The organism is Nocardia sp. NPDC004068, from assembly GCF_042874315.1.
Lineage (GTDB): Bacteria > Actinomycetota > Actinomycetes > Mycobacteriales > Mycobacteriaceae > Nocardia.
The window spans coordinates 440,978-460,823 of the sequence record NZ_JBIAMW010000006.1 but is presented as its reverse complement, the minus strand read 5'-3'; the positions used below and the strand labels follow the sequence as shown (position 1 = coordinate 460,823).

Genomic DNA, 19,846 nt, shown 5'->3' with positions numbered 1-19,846 from the left:
TTGATTCCCTTTATCCGTTCGGTTCCTGGAGGGCCGAGATGATCTTCTTCGCCGCCGCGCTCAGCCGACCGAGGTTCACCGCCTGCGCGGTCCCCACCACGAGCAGCACGGTGCTGCTCATCGGGTAGATGCCGACGCAGCCGCGCTCGGATTCGAACAGCGTGGATTGCAGCCGTCCGTGCGACGACAGCACCGCGAAATGGTCGCCGATGCCGATCGCCGCGGACGCGAGCGCCGAACCCCGCAGCGCCACTTCGCTTTCCGACGCCTCGTCGGCCGCGCCACTGGCCGCGATGACCAGCCCGTCCCGGCTCGCGAGGAAGGCGTACGCCGCGTCGTCGATGTCGGCGCACACCGCGGTCAGCAGGTCGGCGACCTTGCGCGGTTCGCTCAGGGCGATGGTCAGCCGCCGGCTCACACCTGAACCGCCTGTTCGATCCCGCGCAGCAGATGCCGGGCCAGGGCGAGATTTCCCCGTTTCCGGTCGAGCACGAGATACAGGAACAACGAGCCTCGATCCGCCAACGGCATGATGATGTGATATTGCGACCCGAGCGTGACGAGAATATCCTCGACCTCGTCGTCGAGTTGTAATGCCTCGATCGCATTGACCTTGGCTCGGAATACCTCGGTGAGCACGGCCCCCGCCACATCCATATCGAGCAGAGAATTGCCCCCCTGCTTACCGAGAATCATTCCACTGGTGTGATCGACCAGCGCGATACCCAGCGCCCCGTCCACGGACATGCCATCCCTGAGGGCATCGTCCAAATTCACTTTTACTCCAACGTGATAGCCGCGCACTATGGCAGACGGCCCAATACCGGATTCGCACAGTACCACCCGTTCAGCGGGGGCGACAAGCGCTGTAAGAATGCCATCGCGGGCGCGCGGTCATATCCTTCGACTATCGCGCGAATCAATTCCATATCGCGACCCCAGGACGCAATCTTGCGTCTTCAATATTGGACCGTCACGACCTGCGCCGCGCTCGCGGGGCTCGCCACCGATAGCGCAACGCGAGCACGCGCACGGTGACGACCGCCAGGATCACGAGCGTCCCCGCCAAACTCGAGTAACGCCCGTAGTGCAGCAGTACCGCGGTGGCGGTCGCGCCGAGCAGGGCGGGGATGGCGTAGATCTCGCTGTCCCGCCGCAGGATTCGCGGGATCTCGTTGGCGAGCACATCGCGCAGCGCGCCGCCGCCGACCGCGGTCGCCGCGCCGAGCAGCACGGCCGAGGGCCCGCCCAGTCCGGCGCGCGCGGCCACCAAAGTGCCTGTCACACAGAACACCCCGAGACCGATCGCGTCGGCGACATCGAGCGGGCGGCCGGTGAGCCGTTCGGGCGGATGCCACACGAACACGCACAGCGCGGCCACCACCGCGATGCCCAGATACGACAGATCGGTGAACGCGAGCGGCGGATGCGCGCCGATCACCAGATCGCGCACGATGCCACCGCCGACCGCCGTCGCCGCCGCGAGCGTCACGATCCCCACGATGTCGAACTTCTTCTCCACCGCCAGCAACGCCCCCGACACCGCGAACGCGAAGGTGCCCAACCGGTCGCCCACCTGCTGGGCCGTCGTCACCGCGGAATCCAGCTGCGAGGTCCCCGCCAGGGACGCGCACATCGAGATCAGCACATCTGTGGCTACCACGCCTGCGGGCCGCGAGACAACCTCGCCGAATCCGGTCAGGAATCGAGAAGCCCGGGAGCGCCCCGCCGCCATAGCGTTTCCCCCATGACGAACACACTGGACGCGATCCTCTACCCCGTGACCGACATCGACGCCGCCAAGGCCCAGTTCACGACGCTGCTCGGCGTCGAACCGGCGATCGATCAGCCCTACTACGTCCACTTCGAGACCGCCGCGGGCCTCGCGGTCGGCCTGGTCCCCAACGGCGCCGACCGCGGCATGACCGGCGCCACCCCCTTCTGGTCCGTCGACGACATCCAGGCCCACGTCAAATCCCTGGTCGAAGCGGGCGCCACCGTCACCGAGGAGCCCCACGACGTAGGCGGCGGCAAGCAGGTAGCCATCGTCAAGGACCCCCAGGGCAACATCATCGGCCTCGCCCAATCCTGAAGCCCCCACCCCTCACCCATCCCACGCGAGCACCAACCACGAAACCCGTTGCGGCGCACCGAGCCCCACGCCCGGTGCGCCACAGGGCCGTGTCACCCCCGCATCAAGCCCCCCGCCCGGTCCGCTGCTGCAAATCATCGATGAGCTGCGAAGCCTGCGCCTTCGTCAACCCCTCCGGCACCTCCTCGCCCGCCTCCTGCGCCAGCGTTTGCAGGTAGGACTCCTGCGGCCCCGTCATCGGCTCGTCACCGGTGGTCCACTCCTCGGGATCCTTCTCCGGATTCGGCTGCACCATGATCCCTCCTCACAGTCGGCTGAACATGTGTTCGACCGCCGATTACCCGAGCGCCCGATCTTCAATCACATCCCGGCGAACGGCCCCGGCCGGGACACGATCCCGGCGTCAAACCCCTTGCGGCGCAAGGCGCGGGAACCCGACCCCGGTCAACTCCGCCGACACCTCCCACAGCCGACGGGCCGTCTCGGCGTCGCGCGCCCGGTCCGAGCGACCGACGAGCTTCGGCGCGCCGCGCCCCTCGAGGAACCCGCTCGGCCCCGCGTAGCTGTTGCCCGGGACCTCCGCCACCGCCGCGAACAGGGTCGGCAACGCCCCGTCCGCGTCGCTCTGGGCCAGGAGTCCGGCGATCGCCTTCCCCACGAGGTAGCGCACCCGCCGCCCGTCGAACCGCACCAGATTCGTCGCCGCCACCCCGGGATGCGCGGCGGTGGCGATCACCGGCGACCCCGCCTCCTCGAGCCGCCGCTGCAATTCGGCGGTGAACAGCAGATTCGCCAATTTCGACTGCGCGTACGCGCCCATCGACCGATAGGTCCGGCGCTCCCAGTTCAGATCGTCGAAGTCGATCGACCCCGCCCGATGCCCGTTCGACGACACCGTCACCACCCGCCCCCGAATGCGCGGCAGCAGCAGATTGGTCAGCGCGAAATGCCCGAGATGGTTTGTGCCGAACTGCAATTCGAAGCCGTCACGGGTCCGCGTCAGCGGCGGGAACATGACGCCCGCGTTGTTGATCAGGACGTCGACCGGCTCGGTGAACTCCGCGGCGAACGCCCGCACCGAGTCGAGATCGGCCAGATCGAGCCGCCGCACCTCGGTGCGCCCGCCCATCTCGGCCGCCGCCGCCCGCCCCTTGTCCGGATCGCGCACGGCGAGCACCACCCGCGCGTCCTTGGCGGCCAGCGCCCGGGCCGCCGCCCGGCCGATCCCGCTGTTGGCCCCCGTGACCACGATCGTGCGCCCCGCCTGCGAGGGAATGTCCGAAACCGAGAATGTTGTCATGAGCTACAAAGTAGTCACTGGAAACAATGTCGTCAACGGAAACATGTTTGCTAGCATGTGTCTCGTGCCCGACGACCGCCCCTATCACCACGGCAACCTCCGCACCGCCCTGCTCGACGCGGCCGAACGCGGCCTGCGCGAGCGCGGCGCGGACCAGGTGACGCTGCGGGATCTGGCCCGCGAGATCGGCGTCAGCCACGCCGCCCCGCGCCGTCATTTCCCCAACCGCCAGGCATTGCTCGACGCCCTCGCCGAATCCGGTTTCGCCCGAATGGATTTCGCGCTGCGCGCGGCGCTGGCCGAGGCCGCCGACGACTTCCCCGCCCGCGTGCTGGCCACGATGACGGCCTACATCCGCTTCGCCGTCGACAATGCCGCCCTGCTGGAGTTGATGTACGCCGGTAAGCACCGCCCCGACGCCGCGCACCTCGTGGCCGCGGCCGAGGCGCCCATGGGCCTGATGAACGACCTGATCGTGCAAGGTCAGCGACAGGGCGACCTCGAGGCGGGCCCGCCCGAACGGATCGGCGTCGTCCTGTTCGCGACCATGCAGGGCATCGCCTCGCTCGTCAACGGCGGCATGGTCCCCCCGGAATCCCTCGACGAGATCGTCGCGACCGCCGCCACACAGTTCCTGCGCGGCGCCCGCCCCTAGACCGCGAACACCCACTCCCCCGGCGCGAGCCGCTCCACCCGCCGAGAGACCAACGCGCACAACTCCCACGGCCGCTTCATATCCCCAGTAGCCTTACCGCTGGTCAAAATCGCCCCCGACAACCCCCGCGCCGGATCGGCCCACCCGTACTGCGTCGTCAAACCGCTCCTCCCGAAATGGTTTTCGGTGTGCCGCCCGAATTTCGACCGCCGCCCGCCCAACTCGAACCCCGCCCGGCTCACCCGCCCCGCCACCCCCGGTATCCGCTCGGCGGGCGCGATCGCCCACCGCAACGTGTCCGGCCGCAGAATCCACTCACCGTCCAATTCCCCTCCGCGCGCGAGGATTTCGTAGAATCGCGACAGCTCGTACGCGGTCGTCACGAGATTCCCGGACGGCAGTTCCGCGGTGAGGAACGCCCGCGTCGCCTCCTCCGACATGCCACCCATCCCGCCGCCGAGCGCCTTACGCGCCAGCGCGCGCCACACCCGCGACGGCCCGGGACCGACCCGCACCCCCGCCACCACCGCGTCCACATCCGCGGGCGCGATCCCGAAATTGGTCCACCGGAAGCCCAACGGCCGCAACACCCGTTCGCGCAGATGCTCGCGCATCCGCTTACCCGTCGCCCGCCGCACCAGCAACCGTTGGATCAACCCGCTGGTCAACGCGTGATACACCCGGAACCGTCCCGGCGGCCAGCTCGGCCGCAGCTCGGTCAGCGCCCGCACCGCCAACTCCTCGTCCACCACCGTGTCGAACCCGCGATACGGACCGGTCAGGAACGGCACTCCCGCCGAATGCGACAGCACGTGCCCGATGGTGATCGCGCCCTTCCCGTTCGCCGCGAACTCCGGAATGTACTGGCACACAGGATCTTCCAGCGCGAACACGCCGTCCTCGACGAGCATCGCCATCACCGTCGCCGCCACCCCCTTGGCCGTGGAGAACCCGCAGAACGGGGTGTCCGGCGTGGCGAGCACCTTCTGCGCGTCCGGTCCGTCGCCGGGATCGTTGCCCCGCCCGTGCCCGATGGCCCGGTTCAGCACGATCTTCCCGTTGCGTCGCAGGCACACCTGGATGGCGGGCGTGGTCCCCAGCCGGTACCACCCGCGCACCGACTCCCACACCGCCTCGACCGTCCCGTCGGTGAGTCCCGCCGCGCCCGGCTCGTCCTCGGGCCCGACGGTCGTCACCGCGTCGAGATCCCCGGCGATGGTCACCAACGAGTCAACAGCCATCCGCCCATCCTAGAGATCCGGCCGCACGAGCCGGATGTGCGCGGCGAGGCCCCGATGGTCCGAGCCGGGCAGCGGCACCGTCTCCACCCGCGCGGCGTGCCCTCCGGCGACCAGGATGTGATCGATGCCGACCAGCGGCGGCCAGCGCTTGTCGGTCGGGTAGGTGACCAGATGCCCGGCCCCGGCCTGTTCGGCGGCGTCGCGGAACCGTCCGGAGGCCAGCGTCCGGAACTGCCGATGATCGTAGGTGGCGTTGAAGTCGCCGCCCACGAGCACGGGCCGATCCGCGGGCGCGCGCCCCAGAACCGCACGCAGCCTTGCCAATTCGTCCGCCCACACCCCGGCGTCGAGCACCGGCGGAATCGGGTGGAACGCGTACACCGACACCGGTCCGACATCCGGTATCGCGGCCGTCGCCGAGAGCTGATTGAGCACATACCCGTCGTACTCGACGGTGTCCGACAACGGATATCGACTCCAGATCCCGGTCCCGGCGGCCGTGCGCGCGGGCGAGACGTACCGATACGGCAGCAGCCGATCCAGCCCCGCCCGCCCGAGCGCCTCGACCGCCCCCACCGTGACCTCGTTCACGGTGAGCACCTCCACCTCCCGGGCGCGCACCAACTCGACGAACGCCGCCGGATCGGCCCCGTCGAACAGCAGATTGGCCTGCATCACCACCACCTGCCGCCCGCCGCCCGCGTCCGCCCCGCCCACGTACAACGGCGCCTGCGTCGCCAGTGCGGCGGCCACCACCGCCAGCGCGACACCCGCCCCGATCCACCGCCGCTGCACCGCGAACGCCACCGCCCCCAGCACCGCGACGGCCATCGCGTAAGGCGCGACCGAGGCCGCCAGAACGGCTGGCCGCCAGGACAATCCACTGAAATGCGCCGCGACCCCGACCGCCCCCGTCACCGTCGCGATCCACGCCAGCACGGCCACGACGATCGCGAACACCGGCCGCCGCCGCGCCGACCCCGTCACCACGTGTCCACCCCCACCCGCCGCCGCGCGTTGATCCACCCGTCCCGTGGCGGTCCCGGTCGCGACAGCAGCGCCGCGGCGAGCACGTCCCGCGTCTCGACCGGATCGATGACCTCGTCGATCTCCAGATGCCGCGCCGCGTTCACCGCGCTGCCGTGCTCGTAGGCCGCGGCCACCAGCGCGTCGAACCGCCGCCGCCGTTCCGCCTCGTCCTCGATCGAGGCGAGGTGGTCGCGGGCGCCCAACCGCACCGCGCCCTCGAGTCCCATCCCGCCGAATTCCCCTGTGGGCCAAGCGATCGTGAGCGCGGTGTTGTGGAAACCCCCGGCCGCCATGGCGAGTGCCCCGAGCCCGTATCCCTTGCGCAGCACGATGGTCGCCGTCGGCACGGTCATATTGCCGCCGAGCACGAACAGCCGCGCGAACCGCCGCACCCCCGCGTCCTTCTCCGCCTCCGGACCGACCATGAAACCCGGTGTGTCACAGAGCGATACGACCGGCAACGCGTAGGCGTCGCACAGGTTCAGGAACCGGGCCAGCTTGTCGGCGGCGGGCGCGTCGATCGCCCCGCCGTTCACACTCGGCTGATTGGCGACGACCCCGACCGGTCTGCCGTCGAGCCGCGCGAGCGCGGTGATGGCCGCGGGTGCGAAATCCCGCCGCAGCTCCAGCACCGACCCGAGATCGAAGAGGGTGTCGATCGCGGCGCGAATATCGTAGGCGCGCTTGCGATCCGCCGGAACGACGTGCCGCAACAGCCGTTGGTCGGCGACATCACCCGTGGGCAGATCCCCCTGGAAATAGGACAGATACCGCCGCGCCACCCCCGCGCCCTCGGTCTCGTCGGCCACCACCACATCGACCACGCCGTTGCGGCGCTGCACCCCGATCGGCCCGATGTCCTCCGGCGCGAACATCCCCAGCCCCCCGCCCTCGATCATGGCGGGCCCGGCCATGCCGATATTGCTGTTCTCGGTCGCGATCACCACATCGCACAGCCCGAGCAGCGCGGCATTGCCCGCGAAGCAGCGGCCCGCCACCACCCCGACCGTCGGCACGGTGCCGCTGAGCCGGCCCATGGCGGCGAAGGTCGGATAGTGCAGCCCCGCCACGATGGGCGCGTCGGTGTCGTTGGGCCGCCCGCCCCCGCCCTCGGCGAAAAGCACGACGGGGAACCGTCTTTCGCGCGCGACGTCGAGCACCCGATCGGTCTTCTGATGGTTGTAGTACCCCTGCGTGCCCGCCATGACCGTGTAGTCGTAGGCGAGGATGGCGCAGGTCGACCGCTCACGGTCGAACACGTCGCCGTTGATCCGGCCCAGCCCGGTGACGATGCCGTCCGCGATCGTCTTGGCCTCCAGCTCCGCCAGCGATCGGTGCGCGCGCTGCGCCGCGACCGCGAATCCGCCGTACTCGACGTCCAATCCGGAATCGGTGACCGCCGCGATGTTCTCCCGCGCCGTCCGCATCCCGAGCCGGTGCCGCTTGGCGACCGCGTCCGGCCGCGTCGCGTCGTACCGGAGCGCCCGCCGCGCGAGCAGCTCCCCGACCACCGGCGGCATCTCCTCGGGATCGATCCGCGCGTCGGTCACCGAATCCCCTTCCACCGCACCGGGTTCCAGCGCGACCAGCGCCGTGCCCTCGGATACCACGCTGCCCACCGCGACCGGAATCGCGAGCACGGTCCCCGCCACCGTCGCGACCACCGGATGCCGCATCTTCATCGCCTCGATCAGCAGCAGCGTCTGACCGCGAGCCACCACGTCGCCCACCCCGACCAGCACCTCGACCACGGCCCCGCCGGTGGTCGAACGCACCACCTCCCCCGCGAGGTCGTCGCCGAGATCCGGGACGGTTTCGGTCGTCGGATCGATGAATTCCTTTGCCCGCGCGCGTAATTCGGGCAGGTTCCGCTCGAACCAGGCCGTATCGCACACTCCCGCACGGAAGTCCGGATGCTCGAGGACGGCACGCTGCAATCCGAGCGTGGTCTCGACACCGCCGATCCGGCTCTCGGCGAGCACCCGCCCGGCCAGCCGGGCCGCCGCGTCGAGATCGCGGCCGTGCACGATCACCTTGGCCACCAACGAATCGAAGCGCGGATTCACCGTCATCCCCCGATACCCACTCACCTCCGTGCGCACCCCCGCCCCGGCGGCCAGGTCGAATTCGGTCAGCGCACCGCCCGACGCCGCCACGGTTCCGTCGTCGAGCAGCGTTTCCGCATTGATCCGGACCTGCACGGCGACCCCGCGCGGCCGCGTCCCGGCGAGATCCAGCGCGGCCAGCGACTCGCCCGCGGCGAGCCGGAACTGGATGTCCACCAGGTCGATTCCCAGCACCTCCTCGGTAACGGTGTGCTCGACCTGGATGCGCGGATTGACCTCGAGGAAATAGAACTCGCCCTCCGGCGTGGCCAGGAATTCCACGGTCGCCACCCCGCGCAGGCGGGCGCGTTCGGCGATCGCCACCGCGGCGTCGAGCAGTGCGGCCCGGCGCGGTTCGGGCAGCACCGCGCTCGGCGCGATCTCGATCAGCTTCTGATGCCGCCGCTGCACACTGCAATCGCGGTCCCACAGATGCGTCACCGCGCCGGACGCGTCGCCCGCCACCTGCACCTCGACATGCCGGGCGCGGCGCAGGAAGCGTTCCACGTAGAGCGAGTCGTCGCCGAACGCGGCCCGCGCCTCGGCCGCGCAATCGGCCACGGCCCGTTCGAGTTCCGCGGCGGCCCGCACGACCCGCACGCCCCGGCCCCCGCCGCCGGAGATCGCCTTGACCATGATCGCGGCATCGCGTTCGGCGGCCTCCCGATCCCAGAAGGCCCGCGCCTGCGCGAGGGAGGTCGCGCCCTCGGTGCCCGGCAGCACGGGCACCCCGGCCTCGATCGCCAGCGCCCGGGCGCGCGCCTTGTCGCCGAACAGGTCCAGCGTCTCCGGCGACGGCCCGACGAACGTGATCCCCGCGGCCGCGCACGCCCGCGCGAATTCCGCGCTCTCGGAAAGGAATCCGTACCCGGGATGCACCGCGTCCGCCCGCGCGGCCGTCGCGGCCGACACGAGCGCCGCGACATCCAGATACGCCGCCGGTCCCGCGCCGGGCAACTCCACGACCTCATCGCACCGCCGGATGTGCAACGCGTCCCGCTCGTCGGCGGAGCGGACACCGAGGGTCGTCAGCCCCGCCGACGCCGCGGACCGGAACACGCGACACGCGATCTCCCCCCGGTTGGCCACCAGCAGACGCTCGAAACGCAGGTTGTTCACCGGGAGACCGTATCGAGACCAGGCGTCCCGTGGCACGGCCGGTGGCCCATTCCTTGTGGACCGCGCGGCCCGTGCCACGTGCGCCCCGCGGGTCAGCCCTGGGCGGCCGGTTCGTACAGACTGAACGGAGTGCCCTGATCGTCGCGGCAGTGCGCGATCCGCCCGACGCCCGGTACGGCCTGCGCGCCGTCGCTGCTGCCGCCGAGTTCGTGCAGGCGCTTGATCGACGCGTCGATGTCGTCGGTGGCGAAGTACACCCGCGGCTGGGTGAACCCGTCCGCGCGCGGCGCGATGGCCCCGGCCGGGCCGTTGCCGATCACGTGGTAGTCGTCGCCGAATTCGTCTGTGCCCCAACCGAACAGGCCGCCGTAGAAGGCGCGGGCCTGGGCGGTGTCGGCGGCGGGGATCTCGAGCCAGTTGATCTGTCCGGGCATGATGTGGTCCTCTCAGTGATCGTCGGTTGACGTACCGGAGGACGAACGGCCGCGGTCGTTCTCGACAACCCCGGCGTCGAAAGTTTCCAGTGCCGCGCCGACGGCGGCCCCGACCGTCACTTCGAAGATCTCGTCCTCGGAATGCCCGGCAGCGGTGAGCCGGTCGATGTCGGCATCGGTGATCCGATAGGAGGCGTCCCGCACGAGCGCGACATAGGACGGCCACGGTTCGGGCAGCTCCGCCCCGGTGAGCGCCAGCTCCCGCAGCTCGTCCACCGGATCGGCGTGTTTCGCGGCGGGACCACCCGCGAGCAGGAACCCGGGGAACCGATAGCCGAACCGGTGCAACGCCCGCGTGCCGCTGTGCAACTGCCCCTCCCGCAGAACGAATCCGAACGCGTTGGCCAGCCGGTTGACGATGTTCCAAACCAGATTGACGCGCAACGCCTCTCGCACCGCCGCGCGCGGAATCCCCTCGACCATCCCGATATCCGCGCGCTCGGGCGTCCGGCCGAGCACCTCGAGAAAGTCCCACACCGCCCGCAGCTCCGGCCGCGCGGACGACGGATCATCGGGATCGATCTCCCCCTCCCCAGCAATGCGGGTGAGTTCGGCGTGGGAGTCGATACAGAACGGGCACCGGTGCAGCCGAGCGGTACTCATCGCGAGGTACTCGCGCTCCCCCGCCGTCCAGTACGACGGCCCGCGCATCGCGTCCGCCGTCAGGTCGAGCAGCGGGCAGGTGAGGAAGCCGGGCCGATACAGCAGCGTCTTCACGATGTCCGGGCTGTCGGTCCGCGAGGTCGCGGAGGTCAGCGCCATGAACACCTTGGCGCGGCGGCGATGACCGTGGTCGAGGATGGTCAGTCTCATGAGGTCTCCGGAAGGTCGAGGTCGCGCAGCCGCCCGGCGAGGAAGCGGCGGTCGGCGGGATTGGCGGCCAGTTCGTGGGCGCGCCGGTACGCGGCGGCGGCCTCGGCGGTGCGGCCGAGGCGGCGCAGCAGATCGGCGCGGGCGGCGTGCAGCAGGTGATAGCGATCGAGTCCATCGATACCGTCGATGAGCGCCAAACCCGTTGCGGGAGTGGACGCCTCGGCCACCGCCACCGCGTGATTGAGCGCGATCACCGGCGACGGGGACAGGGCAAGCAGCCGCTCGTACAGGGCGGCGATGCCCGCCCAGTCGGTGTGCTCGGCGTCGGGCGCCTGCGCGTGCAGGGCGGCGACGGCCGCCTGCACCTGATACGGTCCCGGCCTGCCCAGCCGCAGGGCGCGGTCGAGAACGCCGACGGCCTCGGCGATTTCGTCCCGATCCCAGCGCGACCGGTCCTGATCGGCCAGCAACACCGGCTCCCCGGTCTCGTCGTAGCGGGCGGCGCGGCGCGAATCCTGGAGCAGCAGCAGCGCGACCAACCCCAGCGCCTCGGGTTCGTCGGGCATGAGCGTCGCGACCAGTTTGGCGAGCCTGATCGCCTCCCGCGGCAGCGCGCGCCGCTCGGGCCGATCGGGCGCGGCGGTGTACCCCCGCGTGAAGATCAGGTACAGCACCGCGAGCACACCCGAAAGCCGTTCGGGCAGTTGCGAATCCGCCGGAACCTGCAAGCCGATACCCGCGTCGCGGATCTTGCGTTTGGCCCGCACGAGCCGCTGCGCCAGCGTCGATTCGGACACCAGGAACATCGCCGCGATCTGCCCGGCGGTCAGTCCCGCCACCGCTTGCAGGGTCAGCGCCACCCGCGCGTCCTCGGCCAGCGCCGGGTGACAGCAGGTGAAGATCAGACTCAGCCGCTCGTCCCCCATCCCGAGCAGGCCCTCCTCGTCGAATCCGGTCGTCATCGTCACCGCCTCGGGCGTCGGCCCGAGCTGGGCCAGCTTCTCCCGCCCCACCTTCGCGCGGCGCATCCGGTCGATCGCCCGATTCCGCGCGGTGGTCAGCAGCCATGCCACCGGATCGTCGGGCGCCGACTCCGCCCAGGACCGCAACGCCAGCGCGCACGCGTCCTGCAACGCGTCCTCGGCGAGTTCGAAATCGCCGAGGACGCGGATCAGCGCCGCGAGCATCCGCGCCCGATGCTCCCGGTACACCTCCCGCAGAACCGGCGCGGCGGTCATTCCCCGGCGGCCGCCGAATCCACCGCCCGCTCGTACAGCCCCGGCACGGGCGCGATGGGCCGCACCTCGATCGTCCCCCGCGCCGCCATCGGACACAGCGCCGCCAACTCCAGCGCCTCGTCCAGATCCCGGCAATCGAGAACGTAAGCGCCCCCGAGATGTTCGTGCGTCTCGGCGAACGGCCCGTCCGTGATCAACGTCCGCCCCTCCCGCACACTCACCGTCGTGGCGGTGTGCTCCCCCTGCAAGGGCCGCCCCCACACGAACGCCCCCCGCCGCCGGCACTCCTCGGCGAACCCGTTCACCCGAGCCAACGCCTCCTCGAACCCGGGCTCCCCCACCTCGGGCCGCTCACATCCGTAGATCAACAACATGTACTGCACAGGTCCTCCACTCCTCCGTCGGACGATCGGTTCAAGAGGATGACGAACAGACCGACCGTATCTCGACAGCCCGGCGGAGGAAGGCTCATCGGACCGGCAACCACGCCCGCGCGGCGAGGGTGCAGGCGGCGAAGACCATCGGCATGGTCCAGCGGTCGGGTCCGTCGCCGACGGTGAGATGCGAGATCGCCGCCCCGGCGTAGATGAAGAACAGGCCCGCGTACGCCCATTCGCGGGTGCGGGGGTGGCCGGGGGTGAGGATGGCCGCCAGTGCCGCGACCTTGCCGACGCCGAGGAGGGTGAGGAAGTACACCGGGTAGCCGAGGTGGACGAGGGTGTCGCGCACGATGCCGATGCGCGCGAGATCCCAGCTCGCCCCGATCGCGGTCTCGGCCAGGATCGTGACGACCGGCAGCGCCTTCGCCAGTCGGATTGCGCGCGAACGGGTCTTCGAGGGGGTGAGGGTGGTGGTCATCGCGGGTCGCTCCTTCTCGATGAGGATGGTCTCGACGCACTGACGTACGAGCCGCGCGAAACGTGACCGGTCACATTCGCCGCCGCCGATCCGTCAGGGATAGAACGGCGCGATCAGAGGAGGCACCCGTGCACGACACCGAGTTCCTGGCCGAGGCGTTCGAGCGGCACCGTGCCCATCTGCGCGCGGTCGCCGCCCGCGTGCTCGGCTCGCTCAGCGAGGCCGACGACGCGGTGCAGGAGGCGTGGCTGCGCCTGGCCCGCACCGATACCGCAGACATCGACAACCTCGGCGGCTGGCTCACCACCGTCGTCGGCCGCATCTGCCTGGACATGCTGCGGTCCCGCAAACACGAGGAACCCCTCGACGACGACCATCTCCCCGACCCGGTGATCACCCCCGACACCACCCCGGAACACGAAGCGCTGCTTGCCGATTCGGTCGGCCTGGGCCTGCTGATGGTGCTGGAGTCGCTCAGCCCCGCCGAACGCCTCGCCTTCGTCCTGCACGACATGTTCGCCCTGCCCTACGACCGCATCGCCCCCATCGTCGACCGCACCCCGCAGACCGCCCGCAAACTCGCCAGCCAGGCCCGCCGCCGCGTCCAGGGCACCGTCCCCTCCCCCGACCGCCCCCGGCAGCGCCGCGTGGTCGACGCCTTCCTCACCGCCGCCCGCGACGGCGACTTCGCCGAACTCCTGCGCGTCCTCGACCCCGACGTGGTGCTGCGCGCCGACGCCGGTCAGCTCACCCGCGTCATCCAGGGCGCCGAACCGGTCGCCACCCAGGCCCTGAGCTTCCGCCCCGCCGCCGTCCGCGCCACCTCCCACCGCGCCCTCGTCAACGGCCTCCCCGGCCTGATCAACATCGTCGACGGCACCCCGGTCTCGATCATCGCCTTCACCCTCACCGGCGACCACATCACCGGCATCGAGATCCTCGCCGACCCGGCCCGCCTGAAGGACCTCGACCTCACCGGTGTCCTGACCTAACCGCCCCGCGAACTCAACGGCGCCGCAATGCTTTCCAGCGACCGCCCCTCCGCCCGCACCCCCAACATCAACTCCACCACACCCCCGACCATCATCACCACCGCCCCGATCAGGAACGCCAGCGCCGTGCGCCCCGCGTCCCCGCCGGAGGTCAGGTCCGCGAACACCAGCGGCCCCGCGATCCCGCCCGCGGCCGTGCCCACCGCGTAGAAGAACGCGATGGCCATCGCCCGCGTCTCCATCGGGAAGATCTCGCTCACCGTCAGATACGCCGAACTGGCCCCGCACGACGCCACGAACAGCACCACCGCCCAGCACGCCGTCAGCGTCACCGCCGTCAGGTCACCGCGCACGAACAGTAATGCGGTGAGCGACAACAGGATTCCCGAACCGAGATAGGACGCCGAGATCATCGGCTTGCGCCCCACGGTGTCGAAGAACCGGCCCAGCAGCAACGGCCCGAAGAAGCTCCCCAGACACATGACCGCGTAGAAGTACCCGGTCCGATCGCTCGGCACGTCGAACGACTCGTGCAGGATGACCGCGAAATTGAACGTCACCGCGTTGTAGAGGAACGCCTGCCCGACGAACAGCGCCAGCCCCAGCGCACTACGGCGCGGGTACTGCTGGATCATCACTTTCGCGATCTCCCCGAATCCCGTCGACCGCCGCTGCCGCACCTCGATGGTCTCCTCGACCGGCGACAGCTCCGCCCCGGTCTCCCCGCGCACCCGCTCCTCCACGCCGTCCACCAGCCGCTCGGCGTCGCGGTCGCGGCCGTGGATGAACATCCACCGCGGACTCTCCGGCACATGCCGCCGCACCACCAGCACCAGCAGCCCGAAGATCACCCCGATCCCGAACATCAAGCGCCAGCCGATATTCGGCGCGAACAGGTTCGGATTCAACGCGGCCACCGACAGCAACGCCCCACCGGACGCGCCCAGCCAGTAGGTCCCGTTGATGACGATATCGATGCGCCCGCGGTACTTGCTCGGAATCAGTTCGTCGATGGCCGAATTGATCGCCGCGTACTCGCCCCCGATGCCGAGCCCCGTGCAGAACCGGAACAGCACGAACCACCACAGCGAGAAGGAGAACGCCGTCATCGCCGTCGCCACCAGATACACCACCAGCGTCACGATGAACAGCCGCTTGCGCCCGAACCGATCGGTCAGCCACCCGAACAGCAACGCCCCCACGCACGCCCCCGTCACATACATCGCCGCCGCCAGCCCCGACACCTGCGCCGACGAGATCGCCAGCCCACTCCCCGGCTCCGACAGCCGCCCGGCCACACTGCCGACCACGGTGACCTCGAACCCGTCGACGATCCACACCGACCCCAGCCCGACCACGATCATCCAATGCCACCGCGCCCACGGCAGTCGATCGAGCCGAGCCGGAATCTGCGTGCGCACGGTGCCCATGCGCGGAACGTTCCCCGTCCGCCGCTCCGAAAACCCTCCCTCACACCCCCAGCGTTCCCGCCAGGAACGGCCACGACGTCCGCAGATCGTCCTCCCAGTACCCCCACGAGTGCGTCCCCACCGGCCGATCGTCGAAGGTCACCGGAATCTCCAACGCGTGCAACCGATCCACGAGGTTCACCGTGCAATAGTGGATGGCCGCCTCGATCGGCCCGCCGAACACGATCTGCACCGGCAACGGGATCCGGCCCTCCTGCACCCGCCGATCCGAGGGCGTGTCGTGTGGCGCGGCCGGAATTCCGCTGCCCGCACTCAGGTAAACGGCTGTGCCCCTGAGCTTTTCGGCATTGAGCAGCGGATCGTTGGCGCGCCACAACGGATCGTCGGCGGGCCCCCACATATTCGCCACGCTCTGCCCGCCGCCCCAGTTCTCCACGGTGAGCCGCACGAATTCGTGCCCGACGGGATCGGAGGTCTGCGCGCACCCGCTGTAGGAGGCCACGCCGTTCCAGAAGCCGGGCTTGGCGATAGCCAGGTTCAGCACCGAGGTGCCGCTCATGGACACGCCCGCGAGGGTGCGTTGCCCGTTCGCGCCCAGATAGGACTCGATGACCGGCGGCAGTTCCTCGTTGAGGAACGTCTGCCACTTGTTGTGCCCGAGCACGGCGTCGTCGCGGATCCAGTCGGTGTAGTAGGAGTTCGCGCCGCCGATGGGCGTCACCACATTGACGTCCTTGCCGCGCAGGTAGTCCACCGCGTCGGTCTGCTTGTCCCAGCCGCTCTCGTTCGGCCCGCCGCCGGAACCGTTGAGCAGGTACAGCGTCGGCCGCGACGGCCCCGCCGCGCGCACGACCTGCACCGGAATCGGCCGGTTCATGGCCCGGGAGAACACCGTGACGGTCTCGTACCGGTCGCCCATCGGCTCGACCGAGACGACCCCGGGCACCTCGGGCGCGGCCGTCGCGGTCGCACCGGTACCGGCCAGACAGGCCATGGCGAGCACGCCCACCGCCACCCGGCACAGCGACGTTGTGGTCTTCACATCCATCCCCTTTCGCATCGGTCTCGCAGAACTTCGGACCGCTACCCCGGCCGGTTTGGTTCGCGTCCGGAAAAATTCGCACCGATCCGCGCCCGGGGTCCTCCCGAAGTCCCCTGCGACCGAAATCGCCGCGGCCACCCCGGCCGCCGATCACGAAGGCAGGAATACCGATGAAGATGCGACGTTGCGTGGTAGCGGTGCTGGTGGCGGGTGCCGCCGCGGCCGGAATGACCGCCTGCTCCGACAACAAGTCCGATTCCGGCGGCTCGACGACCACCACGATGTCCGGTTCGACCGCGAACTCCACCACCGCGAACGCCGCCGGGGCGAAAATGGTCGGGTCCGGCTGCTCCGCCTACGCCGCGCAGAACCCCACTGGCCCCGGTTCGGTGAGCGGCATGGCGCAGGACCCGGTGGCCGTCGCCGCCTCCCACAACCCCATGCTCACCACCCTGACGGCCGCGGTCTCGGGCCAGCTCAACCCGCAGGTGAATCTCGTCGACACCCTCAACGGCGGCCAGTTCACCGTATTCGCGCCCGTGGACTCGGCTTTCGCGAAGATCCCGGCCGCCACGGTCGACTCGCTGAAGACCGATTCGGCGACCCTGACCAAGATCCTCACCTATCACGTCGTGCCGGGGCAGATCGCGCCCGACAAGATCGCCGGGACGCACAAGACGGTCGAGGGCGCCGATGTCACCGTCACCGGCTCCGGCGACGCGTTGAAGGTGGGCGACGCGTCGGTCGTCTGCGGCGGCGTCAAGACCGCGAACGCGACGGTCTACCTCATCGACACCGTCCTCATGCCCCCGGCCTGATCCACGGTGTCCGCCTCCGTCGCCCGCCGCATCACGGCCGGGATCGTCTCGGCCGCAACGGTTCTCGGCGTCGGCCACCTCGTCGCGGCGGTCGTCGACCCGGCCGCCTCGCCACTGTTCGCCCTCGGCGCGGCCGTGGTCGACCGCACGCCGCACACGCTGAAGGACGCCGCCATCCGATGGTTCGGCAGCAACGACAAGACCGCCCTGTTCGCCACCATGGCCGCGGTCATGCTGCTCGGAGCGGCCGTCCTCGGCCTCCTCGAACACCGCCGCCCCTGGGGCACCCTCCTCCTGACCCTCCTCGGCCTCCTCGTCACCACAGCCGCCCTCCAAAGACCCACCGCCACCCCCCTTTTCGCCATCCCCACCCTCGTCGGCACAGTCGCCGGAGCGCTCGCGCTACACCTCCTGACCCCGACATCGCCACGCACCAAGCCCGCGCCCCTCACCACCCCAGCACACACCGAACCCACGAAGCCGTCACGCACCACCGCAGCGTCCACCGAGCCCACGAAACCCTCACGCCGCCCGCCACTCACCGCCCCAGCGTCCACCGAGCCCACGAAACCCTCACGCCGCGCATTCCTCACGATCGCGGCGGGCGCGGCCACGCTGGCCGTGGGCGCGGCGACGGCGGGGCAGTGGCTCGGCACCCGGCTGCGCGACGTGACCGCCGACCGCGCCCGGTTCCGGCTGCCCCGCGCGGATTCGCCCGCGCCCGCCCCCGGCGCGGCCCGGGTCCCGGTGCCGGGCGTCACCGGGTTCATCACCCCCGCCGATCGCTTCTACCGCGTCGACACCGCCCTGCAACTACCCGCCCTCACCAGCTCCGCGTGGCGGCTGCGCATTCACGGAATGGCCGACCGCACAATAGAATTCGACTTCGACCGGCTGCGCTCCCGCCAGGCGGTCGAACGCACGATCACCCTCACCTGCGTCTCCAACGAGGTCGGCGGCGACCTCGCCGGAACCGCCGTCTGGACCGGCTACCCCTTGGCCGATCTGCTCCGCGAGGCGGGCCCGCACCCCGACGCGGACATGCTGCTGTCCCGCAGCATCGACGGATTCACCGCCAGCACACCGCTTTCGGCGATCCTCGACGGCCGCGACGCCCTCCTGGCCGTCGGCATGAACGGCGCCCCCCTGCCCGTAGAGCACGGCTACCCGGCCCGCCTGATCGTCCCCGGCCTCTACGGCTACGTCTCGGCCACCAAATGGGTGGTCGATCTGGAACTCACCCGCTTCGACCGCGCCCGCGCCTACTGGACCCAACGCGGCTGGGCCGCCGACGCCCCGATCAAGACCGCCTCCCGCATCGACGTCCCCGCCGCCTTCGCGACCGTCCCCGCGGGCGTGGTCACCGTCGCGGGCGTCGCCTGGGCCCAGCACCGCGGCATCGACGCCGTCGAAATCCAGGTCGACGACGCCCCCTGGCAACCCGCCACCCTCGCCGCCGAGTACTCGAAAGACACCTGGCGCCAATGGTTCTGGCGCTGGGACGCATCCCCCGGCACTCACACCCTCCGCGTCCGCGCCCGCGACCGCGACGGCGTCATCCAGACCGACCACCGCGCCCCGCCCTTCCCCGACGGCGCCACCGGCTGGCACAGCCGCGTCATCACCGTCCGCTGACCCGCCCCGCCGCCGCACAACGAGAAGCCAACCGCCCGAACGCTTCCCGCAACTCGTCCGGCCGCACCACCTCGAGATCGGCGTCGAACCGCGCCAGCGCCGCCGCCAACGCCACCCACGACCACGAACCCGCCGTGAGCCGACACCGCCCCGGCCCGAGCTCCTCCACGATCCCGTCCTCGGCGAACGGCGACACCTCGGCGGCGGACCGCTCGAGGATCACCTCCCCCCAGCACGGCCACAACCCGGAACCGTCTGTGCCGCTGAACCTTCCGGCCACGAACGCCCCCACGTCCCCACCCGGCACCGTGCGCGGGCCGAACCGCGGTCCCGTCGGCGTCCGCGGCGCGATCCGATCCGCCCGGAAGATCCGCCACTCCCCCCGATCGAGATCCCACGCCACCAGATACCACCGCCCGTCCCGCGTCACGAGGTGATGCGGTTCCACCCGCCGCGGCGTATCGCTCCCGTAGTCGAACCGTAGGACCTCCCCCGCGTGCACCGCCGCGCTCACCGCCGCCAGCACCTCGCCGTCCACCGACGGCCCCGGCCGCCCGACGGCGGTCACCCGCACGGCGTCGACCCGATGCCGCAGCCGCGCGGGCATCACCTCCCGCACGACGGTCAGCGCCCGCAACGCCGCCTCCCCGATCCCCGCCCCGGTGGCCGCGGCCGTCCGCAACGCCACCGCCACGGCCACCGCCTGTTCGTCGTCGAACAGCAACGGCGGCAACCGCGTTCCCGCACCCAACCGGTACCCGCCGTCCGGCCCCTTCACCGTCACGATCGGATACCCCAGCTCCCGCAGCCGTTCCACATCCCGGCGCACCGTGCGCGGACTGACCTCGAGCCGCTCGGCCAGCGACGCGCCCGGCCAATCCCGCCGCGCCTGCAACAACGACAACAGCGCGAGCAACCGCGCGGAGGTTTTCGGCACGAATCCCATCCTGCCCGAAGAAGCGGACACACCCTGTCCTCTACCGCT

At 70.6% G+C, this 19,846-nt stretch carries 21 protein-coding genes; 5 read left to right on the top strand and 16 right to left on the bottom strand.

The window, feature by feature from the left end:
* Positions 1–10: 10 nt before the first annotated feature.
* The 3 genes from ACFYTQ_RS18340 to ACFYTQ_RS18330 form a co-directional block, all read right to left on the bottom strand.
* Positions 11–418, bottom strand: a complete 408-nt coding sequence (locus tag ACFYTQ_RS18340) for a roadblock/LC7 domain-containing protein (RefSeq protein ID WP_387362107.1) — start codon at positions 416–418, stop codon at positions 11–13.
* On the bottom strand, positions 415–777 hold the full coding sequence (locus ACFYTQ_RS18335; RefSeq protein ID WP_387362105.1) for a hypothetical protein: 363 nt from the start codon (positions 775–777) through the stop codon (positions 415–417). Before ACFYTQ_RS18335 ends, ACFYTQ_RS18340 begins: the two co-directional genes overlap by 4 nt.
* Positions 778–973: 196 nt before the next feature.
* A complete protein-coding gene (locus tag ACFYTQ_RS18330; RefSeq protein ID WP_387362314.1) occupies positions 974–1,636 on the bottom strand; it encodes a trimeric intracellular cation channel family protein in 663 nt (220 codons plus the stop codon).
* 111 nt (positions 1,637–1,747) lie between these two features.
* Between ACFYTQ_RS18330 and ACFYTQ_RS18325 the strand changes: the two genes are divergently transcribed.
* The gene (locus tag ACFYTQ_RS18325) at positions 1,748–2,092 is read left to right on the top strand and encodes a VOC family protein (protein ID WP_387362103.1); all 345 of its coding nucleotides are present in this window, start codon (positions 1,748–1,750) and stop codon (positions 2,090–2,092) included.
* 103 nt (positions 2,093–2,195) lie between these two features.
* On the opposite strand, the gene ACFYTQ_RS18320 is transcribed toward ACFYTQ_RS18325, so the two are convergent.
* On the bottom strand, positions 2,196–2,387 hold the full coding sequence (locus ACFYTQ_RS18320; protein WP_387362101.1) for a DUF3072 domain-containing protein: 192 nt from the start codon (positions 2,385–2,387) through the stop codon (positions 2,196–2,198).
* Between the two features lie 108 nt (positions 2,388–2,495).
* Positions 2,496–3,392 carry an oxidoreductase gene (locus ACFYTQ_RS18315; RefSeq protein WP_387362099.1) on the bottom strand — a complete coding sequence of 299 codons (897 nt, stop codon included), beginning with the start codon at positions 3,390–3,392 and terminating at the stop codon, positions 2,496–2,498.
* Between the two features lie 64 nt (positions 3,393–3,456).
* Here ACFYTQ_RS18315 and ACFYTQ_RS18310 point away from each other — a divergent pair, with 64 nt between their 5' ends.
* On the top strand, positions 3,457–4,047 hold the full coding sequence (locus ACFYTQ_RS18310; RefSeq protein WP_387362097.1) for a TetR/AcrR family transcriptional regulator: 591 nt from the start codon (positions 3,457–3,459) through the stop codon (positions 4,045–4,047).
* On the opposite strand, the gene ACFYTQ_RS18305 is transcribed toward ACFYTQ_RS18310, so the two are convergent.
* The 8 genes from ACFYTQ_RS18305 to ACFYTQ_RS18270 all read right to left on the bottom strand — a co-directional run bounded on the left by ACFYTQ_RS18305 (position 4,044) and on the right by ACFYTQ_RS18270 (position 12,944).
* Entirely contained in the window at positions 4,044–5,288 is a 1,245-nt protein-coding gene (locus ACFYTQ_RS18305) for a serine hydrolase domain-containing protein (protein ID WP_387362095.1), read from the bottom strand. The two genes, ACFYTQ_RS18310 and ACFYTQ_RS18305, sit on opposite strands and share 4 nt — an antisense overlap.
* Before the next feature lie 9 nt (positions 5,289–5,297).
* Complete coding sequence (locus ACFYTQ_RS18300) at positions 5,298–6,278, bottom strand: endonuclease/exonuclease/phosphatase family protein (RefSeq protein WP_387362093.1); 981 nt, start codon at positions 6,276–6,278, stop codon at positions 5,298–5,300.
* On the bottom strand, positions 6,272–9,541 hold the full coding sequence (locus ACFYTQ_RS18295) for a carboxyl transferase domain-containing protein (RefSeq protein ID WP_387362091.1): 3,270 nt from the start codon (positions 9,539–9,541) through the stop codon (positions 6,272–6,274). The genes ACFYTQ_RS18300 and ACFYTQ_RS18295 overlap by 7 nt, the downstream gene beginning before the upstream one ends.
* 92 nt (positions 9,542–9,633) lie before the next feature.
* Positions 9,634–9,975 (bottom strand): VOC family protein, encoded by a 342-nt coding sequence (locus ACFYTQ_RS18290; RefSeq protein WP_387362089.1) that lies wholly within the window; start codon positions 9,973–9,975, stop codon positions 9,634–9,636.
* A 12-nt stretch (positions 9,976–9,987) separates the two neighbouring features.
* Positions 9,988–10,848: a hypothetical protein gene (locus ACFYTQ_RS18285; RefSeq protein ID WP_387362087.1), complete on the bottom strand. Its 861-nt coding sequence runs from the start codon at positions 10,846–10,848 to the stop codon at positions 9,988–9,990.
* On the bottom strand, positions 10,845–12,086 hold the full coding sequence (locus tag ACFYTQ_RS18280; RefSeq protein WP_387362085.1) for an RNA polymerase sigma factor: 1,242 nt from the start codon (positions 12,084–12,086) through the stop codon (positions 10,845–10,847). The genes ACFYTQ_RS18285 and ACFYTQ_RS18280 overlap by 4 nt, the downstream gene beginning before the upstream one ends.
* On the bottom strand, positions 12,083–12,469 hold the full coding sequence (locus tag ACFYTQ_RS18275; RefSeq protein ID WP_387362084.1) for a YciI family protein: 387 nt from the start codon (positions 12,467–12,469) through the stop codon (positions 12,083–12,085). The genes ACFYTQ_RS18280 and ACFYTQ_RS18275 overlap by 4 nt, the downstream gene beginning before the upstream one ends.
* A gap of 85 nt (positions 12,470–12,554) precedes the next feature.
* On the bottom strand, positions 12,555–12,944 hold the full coding sequence (locus ACFYTQ_RS18270; protein WP_387362082.1) for a DoxX family protein: 390 nt from the start codon (positions 12,942–12,944) through the stop codon (positions 12,555–12,557).
* 128 nt (positions 12,945–13,072) lie between these two features.
* Between ACFYTQ_RS18270 and ACFYTQ_RS18265 the strand changes: the two genes are divergently transcribed.
* Positions 13,073–13,936 carry a sigma-70 family RNA polymerase sigma factor gene (locus ACFYTQ_RS18265; protein WP_387362080.1) on the top strand — a complete coding sequence of 288 codons (864 nt, stop codon included), beginning with the start codon at positions 13,073–13,075 and terminating at the stop codon, positions 13,934–13,936.
* On the opposite strand, the gene ACFYTQ_RS18260 is transcribed toward ACFYTQ_RS18265, so the two are convergent.
* Positions 13,933–15,366, bottom strand: a complete 1,434-nt coding sequence (locus tag ACFYTQ_RS18260) for an MFS transporter (RefSeq protein ID WP_387362079.1) — start codon at positions 15,364–15,366, stop codon at positions 13,933–13,935. The genes ACFYTQ_RS18265 and ACFYTQ_RS18260 overlap by 4 nt on opposite strands.
* Before the next feature lie 40 nt (positions 15,367–15,406).
* Positions 15,407–16,414, bottom strand: a complete 1,008-nt coding sequence (locus ACFYTQ_RS18255) for an alpha/beta hydrolase (RefSeq protein ID WP_387362312.1) — start codon at positions 16,412–16,414, stop codon at positions 15,407–15,409.
* A 164-nt stretch (positions 16,415–16,578) separates the two neighbouring features.
* On the opposite strand from ACFYTQ_RS18255, the gene ACFYTQ_RS18250 reads away from it, so the two are divergent.
* Positions 16,579–17,226 (top strand): fasciclin domain-containing protein, encoded by a 648-nt coding sequence (locus ACFYTQ_RS18250; protein WP_387362077.1) that lies wholly within the window; start codon positions 16,579–16,581, stop codon positions 17,224–17,226.
* Between the two features lie 6 nt (positions 17,227–17,232).
* Positions 17,233–18,861 (top strand): molybdopterin-dependent oxidoreductase, encoded by a 1,629-nt coding sequence (locus ACFYTQ_RS18245; protein WP_387362075.1) that lies wholly within the window; start codon positions 17,233–17,235, stop codon positions 18,859–18,861.
* Here the strand turns inward: ACFYTQ_RS18245 and ACFYTQ_RS18240 are convergent.
* Entirely contained in the window at positions 18,848–19,807 is a 960-nt protein-coding gene (locus ACFYTQ_RS18240; RefSeq protein WP_387362310.1) for a helix-turn-helix transcriptional regulator, read from the bottom strand. The genes ACFYTQ_RS18245 and ACFYTQ_RS18240 overlap by 14 nt on opposite strands.
* Positions 19,808–19,846: the final 39 nt, after the last annotated feature.

What these genes read in the sequence shown, in the direction of transcription:
- ACFYTQ_RS18330 (WP_387362314.1), bottom strand. Translation starts at nt 1,636, where the DNA reads ATGTGCGCGTCCCTGGCGGGGACCTCGCAGCTGGATTCCGCGGTGACG.
- ACFYTQ_RS18325 (WP_387362103.1), top strand. Translation starts at nt 1,748, where the DNA reads ATGACGAACACACTGGACGCGATCCTCTACCCCGTGACCGACATCGAC.
- ACFYTQ_RS18320 (WP_387362101.1), bottom strand. Translation starts at nt 2,387, where the DNA reads ATGGTGCAGCCGAATCCGGAGAAGGATCCCGAGGAGTGGACCACCGGT.
- ACFYTQ_RS18315 (WP_387362099.1), bottom strand. Translation starts at nt 3,392, where the DNA reads ATGACAACATTCTCGGTTTCGGACATTCCCTCGCAGGCGGGGCGCACG.
- ACFYTQ_RS18305 (WP_387362095.1), bottom strand. Translation starts at nt 5,288, where the DNA reads ATGGCTGTTGACTCGTTGGTGACCATCGCCGGGGATCTCGACGCGGTG.
- ACFYTQ_RS18290 (WP_387362089.1), bottom strand. Translation starts at nt 9,975, where the DNA reads ATGCCCGGACAGATCAACTGGCTCGAGATCCCCGCCGCCGACACCGCC.
- ACFYTQ_RS18285 (WP_387362087.1), bottom strand. Translation starts at nt 10,848, where the DNA reads ATGAGACTGACCATCCTCGACCACGGTCATCGCCGCCGCGCCAAGGTG.
- ACFYTQ_RS18280 (WP_387362085.1), bottom strand. Translation starts at nt 12,086, where the DNA reads ATGACCGCCGCGCCGGTTCTGCGGGAGGTGTACCGGGAGCATCGGGCG.
- ACFYTQ_RS18270 (WP_387362082.1), bottom strand. Translation starts at nt 12,944, where the DNA reads ATGACCACCACCCTCACCCCCTCGAAGACCCGTTCGCGCGCAATCCGA.
- ACFYTQ_RS18260 (WP_387362079.1), bottom strand. Translation starts at nt 15,366, where the DNA reads ATGGGCACCGTGCGCACGCAGATTCCGGCTCGGCTCGATCGACTGCCG.
- ACFYTQ_RS18255 (WP_387362312.1), bottom strand. Translation starts at nt 16,414, where the DNA reads ATGGATGTGAAGACCACAACGTCGCTGTGCCGGGTGGCGGTGGGCGTG.
- ACFYTQ_RS18250 (WP_387362077.1), top strand. Translation starts at nt 16,579, where the DNA reads ATGAAGATGCGACGTTGCGTGGTAGCGGTGCTGGTGGCGGGTGCCGCC.
- ACFYTQ_RS18240 (WP_387362310.1), bottom strand. Translation starts at nt 19,807, where the DNA reads ATGGGATTCGTGCCGAAAACCTCCGCGCGGTTGCTCGCGCTGTTGTCG.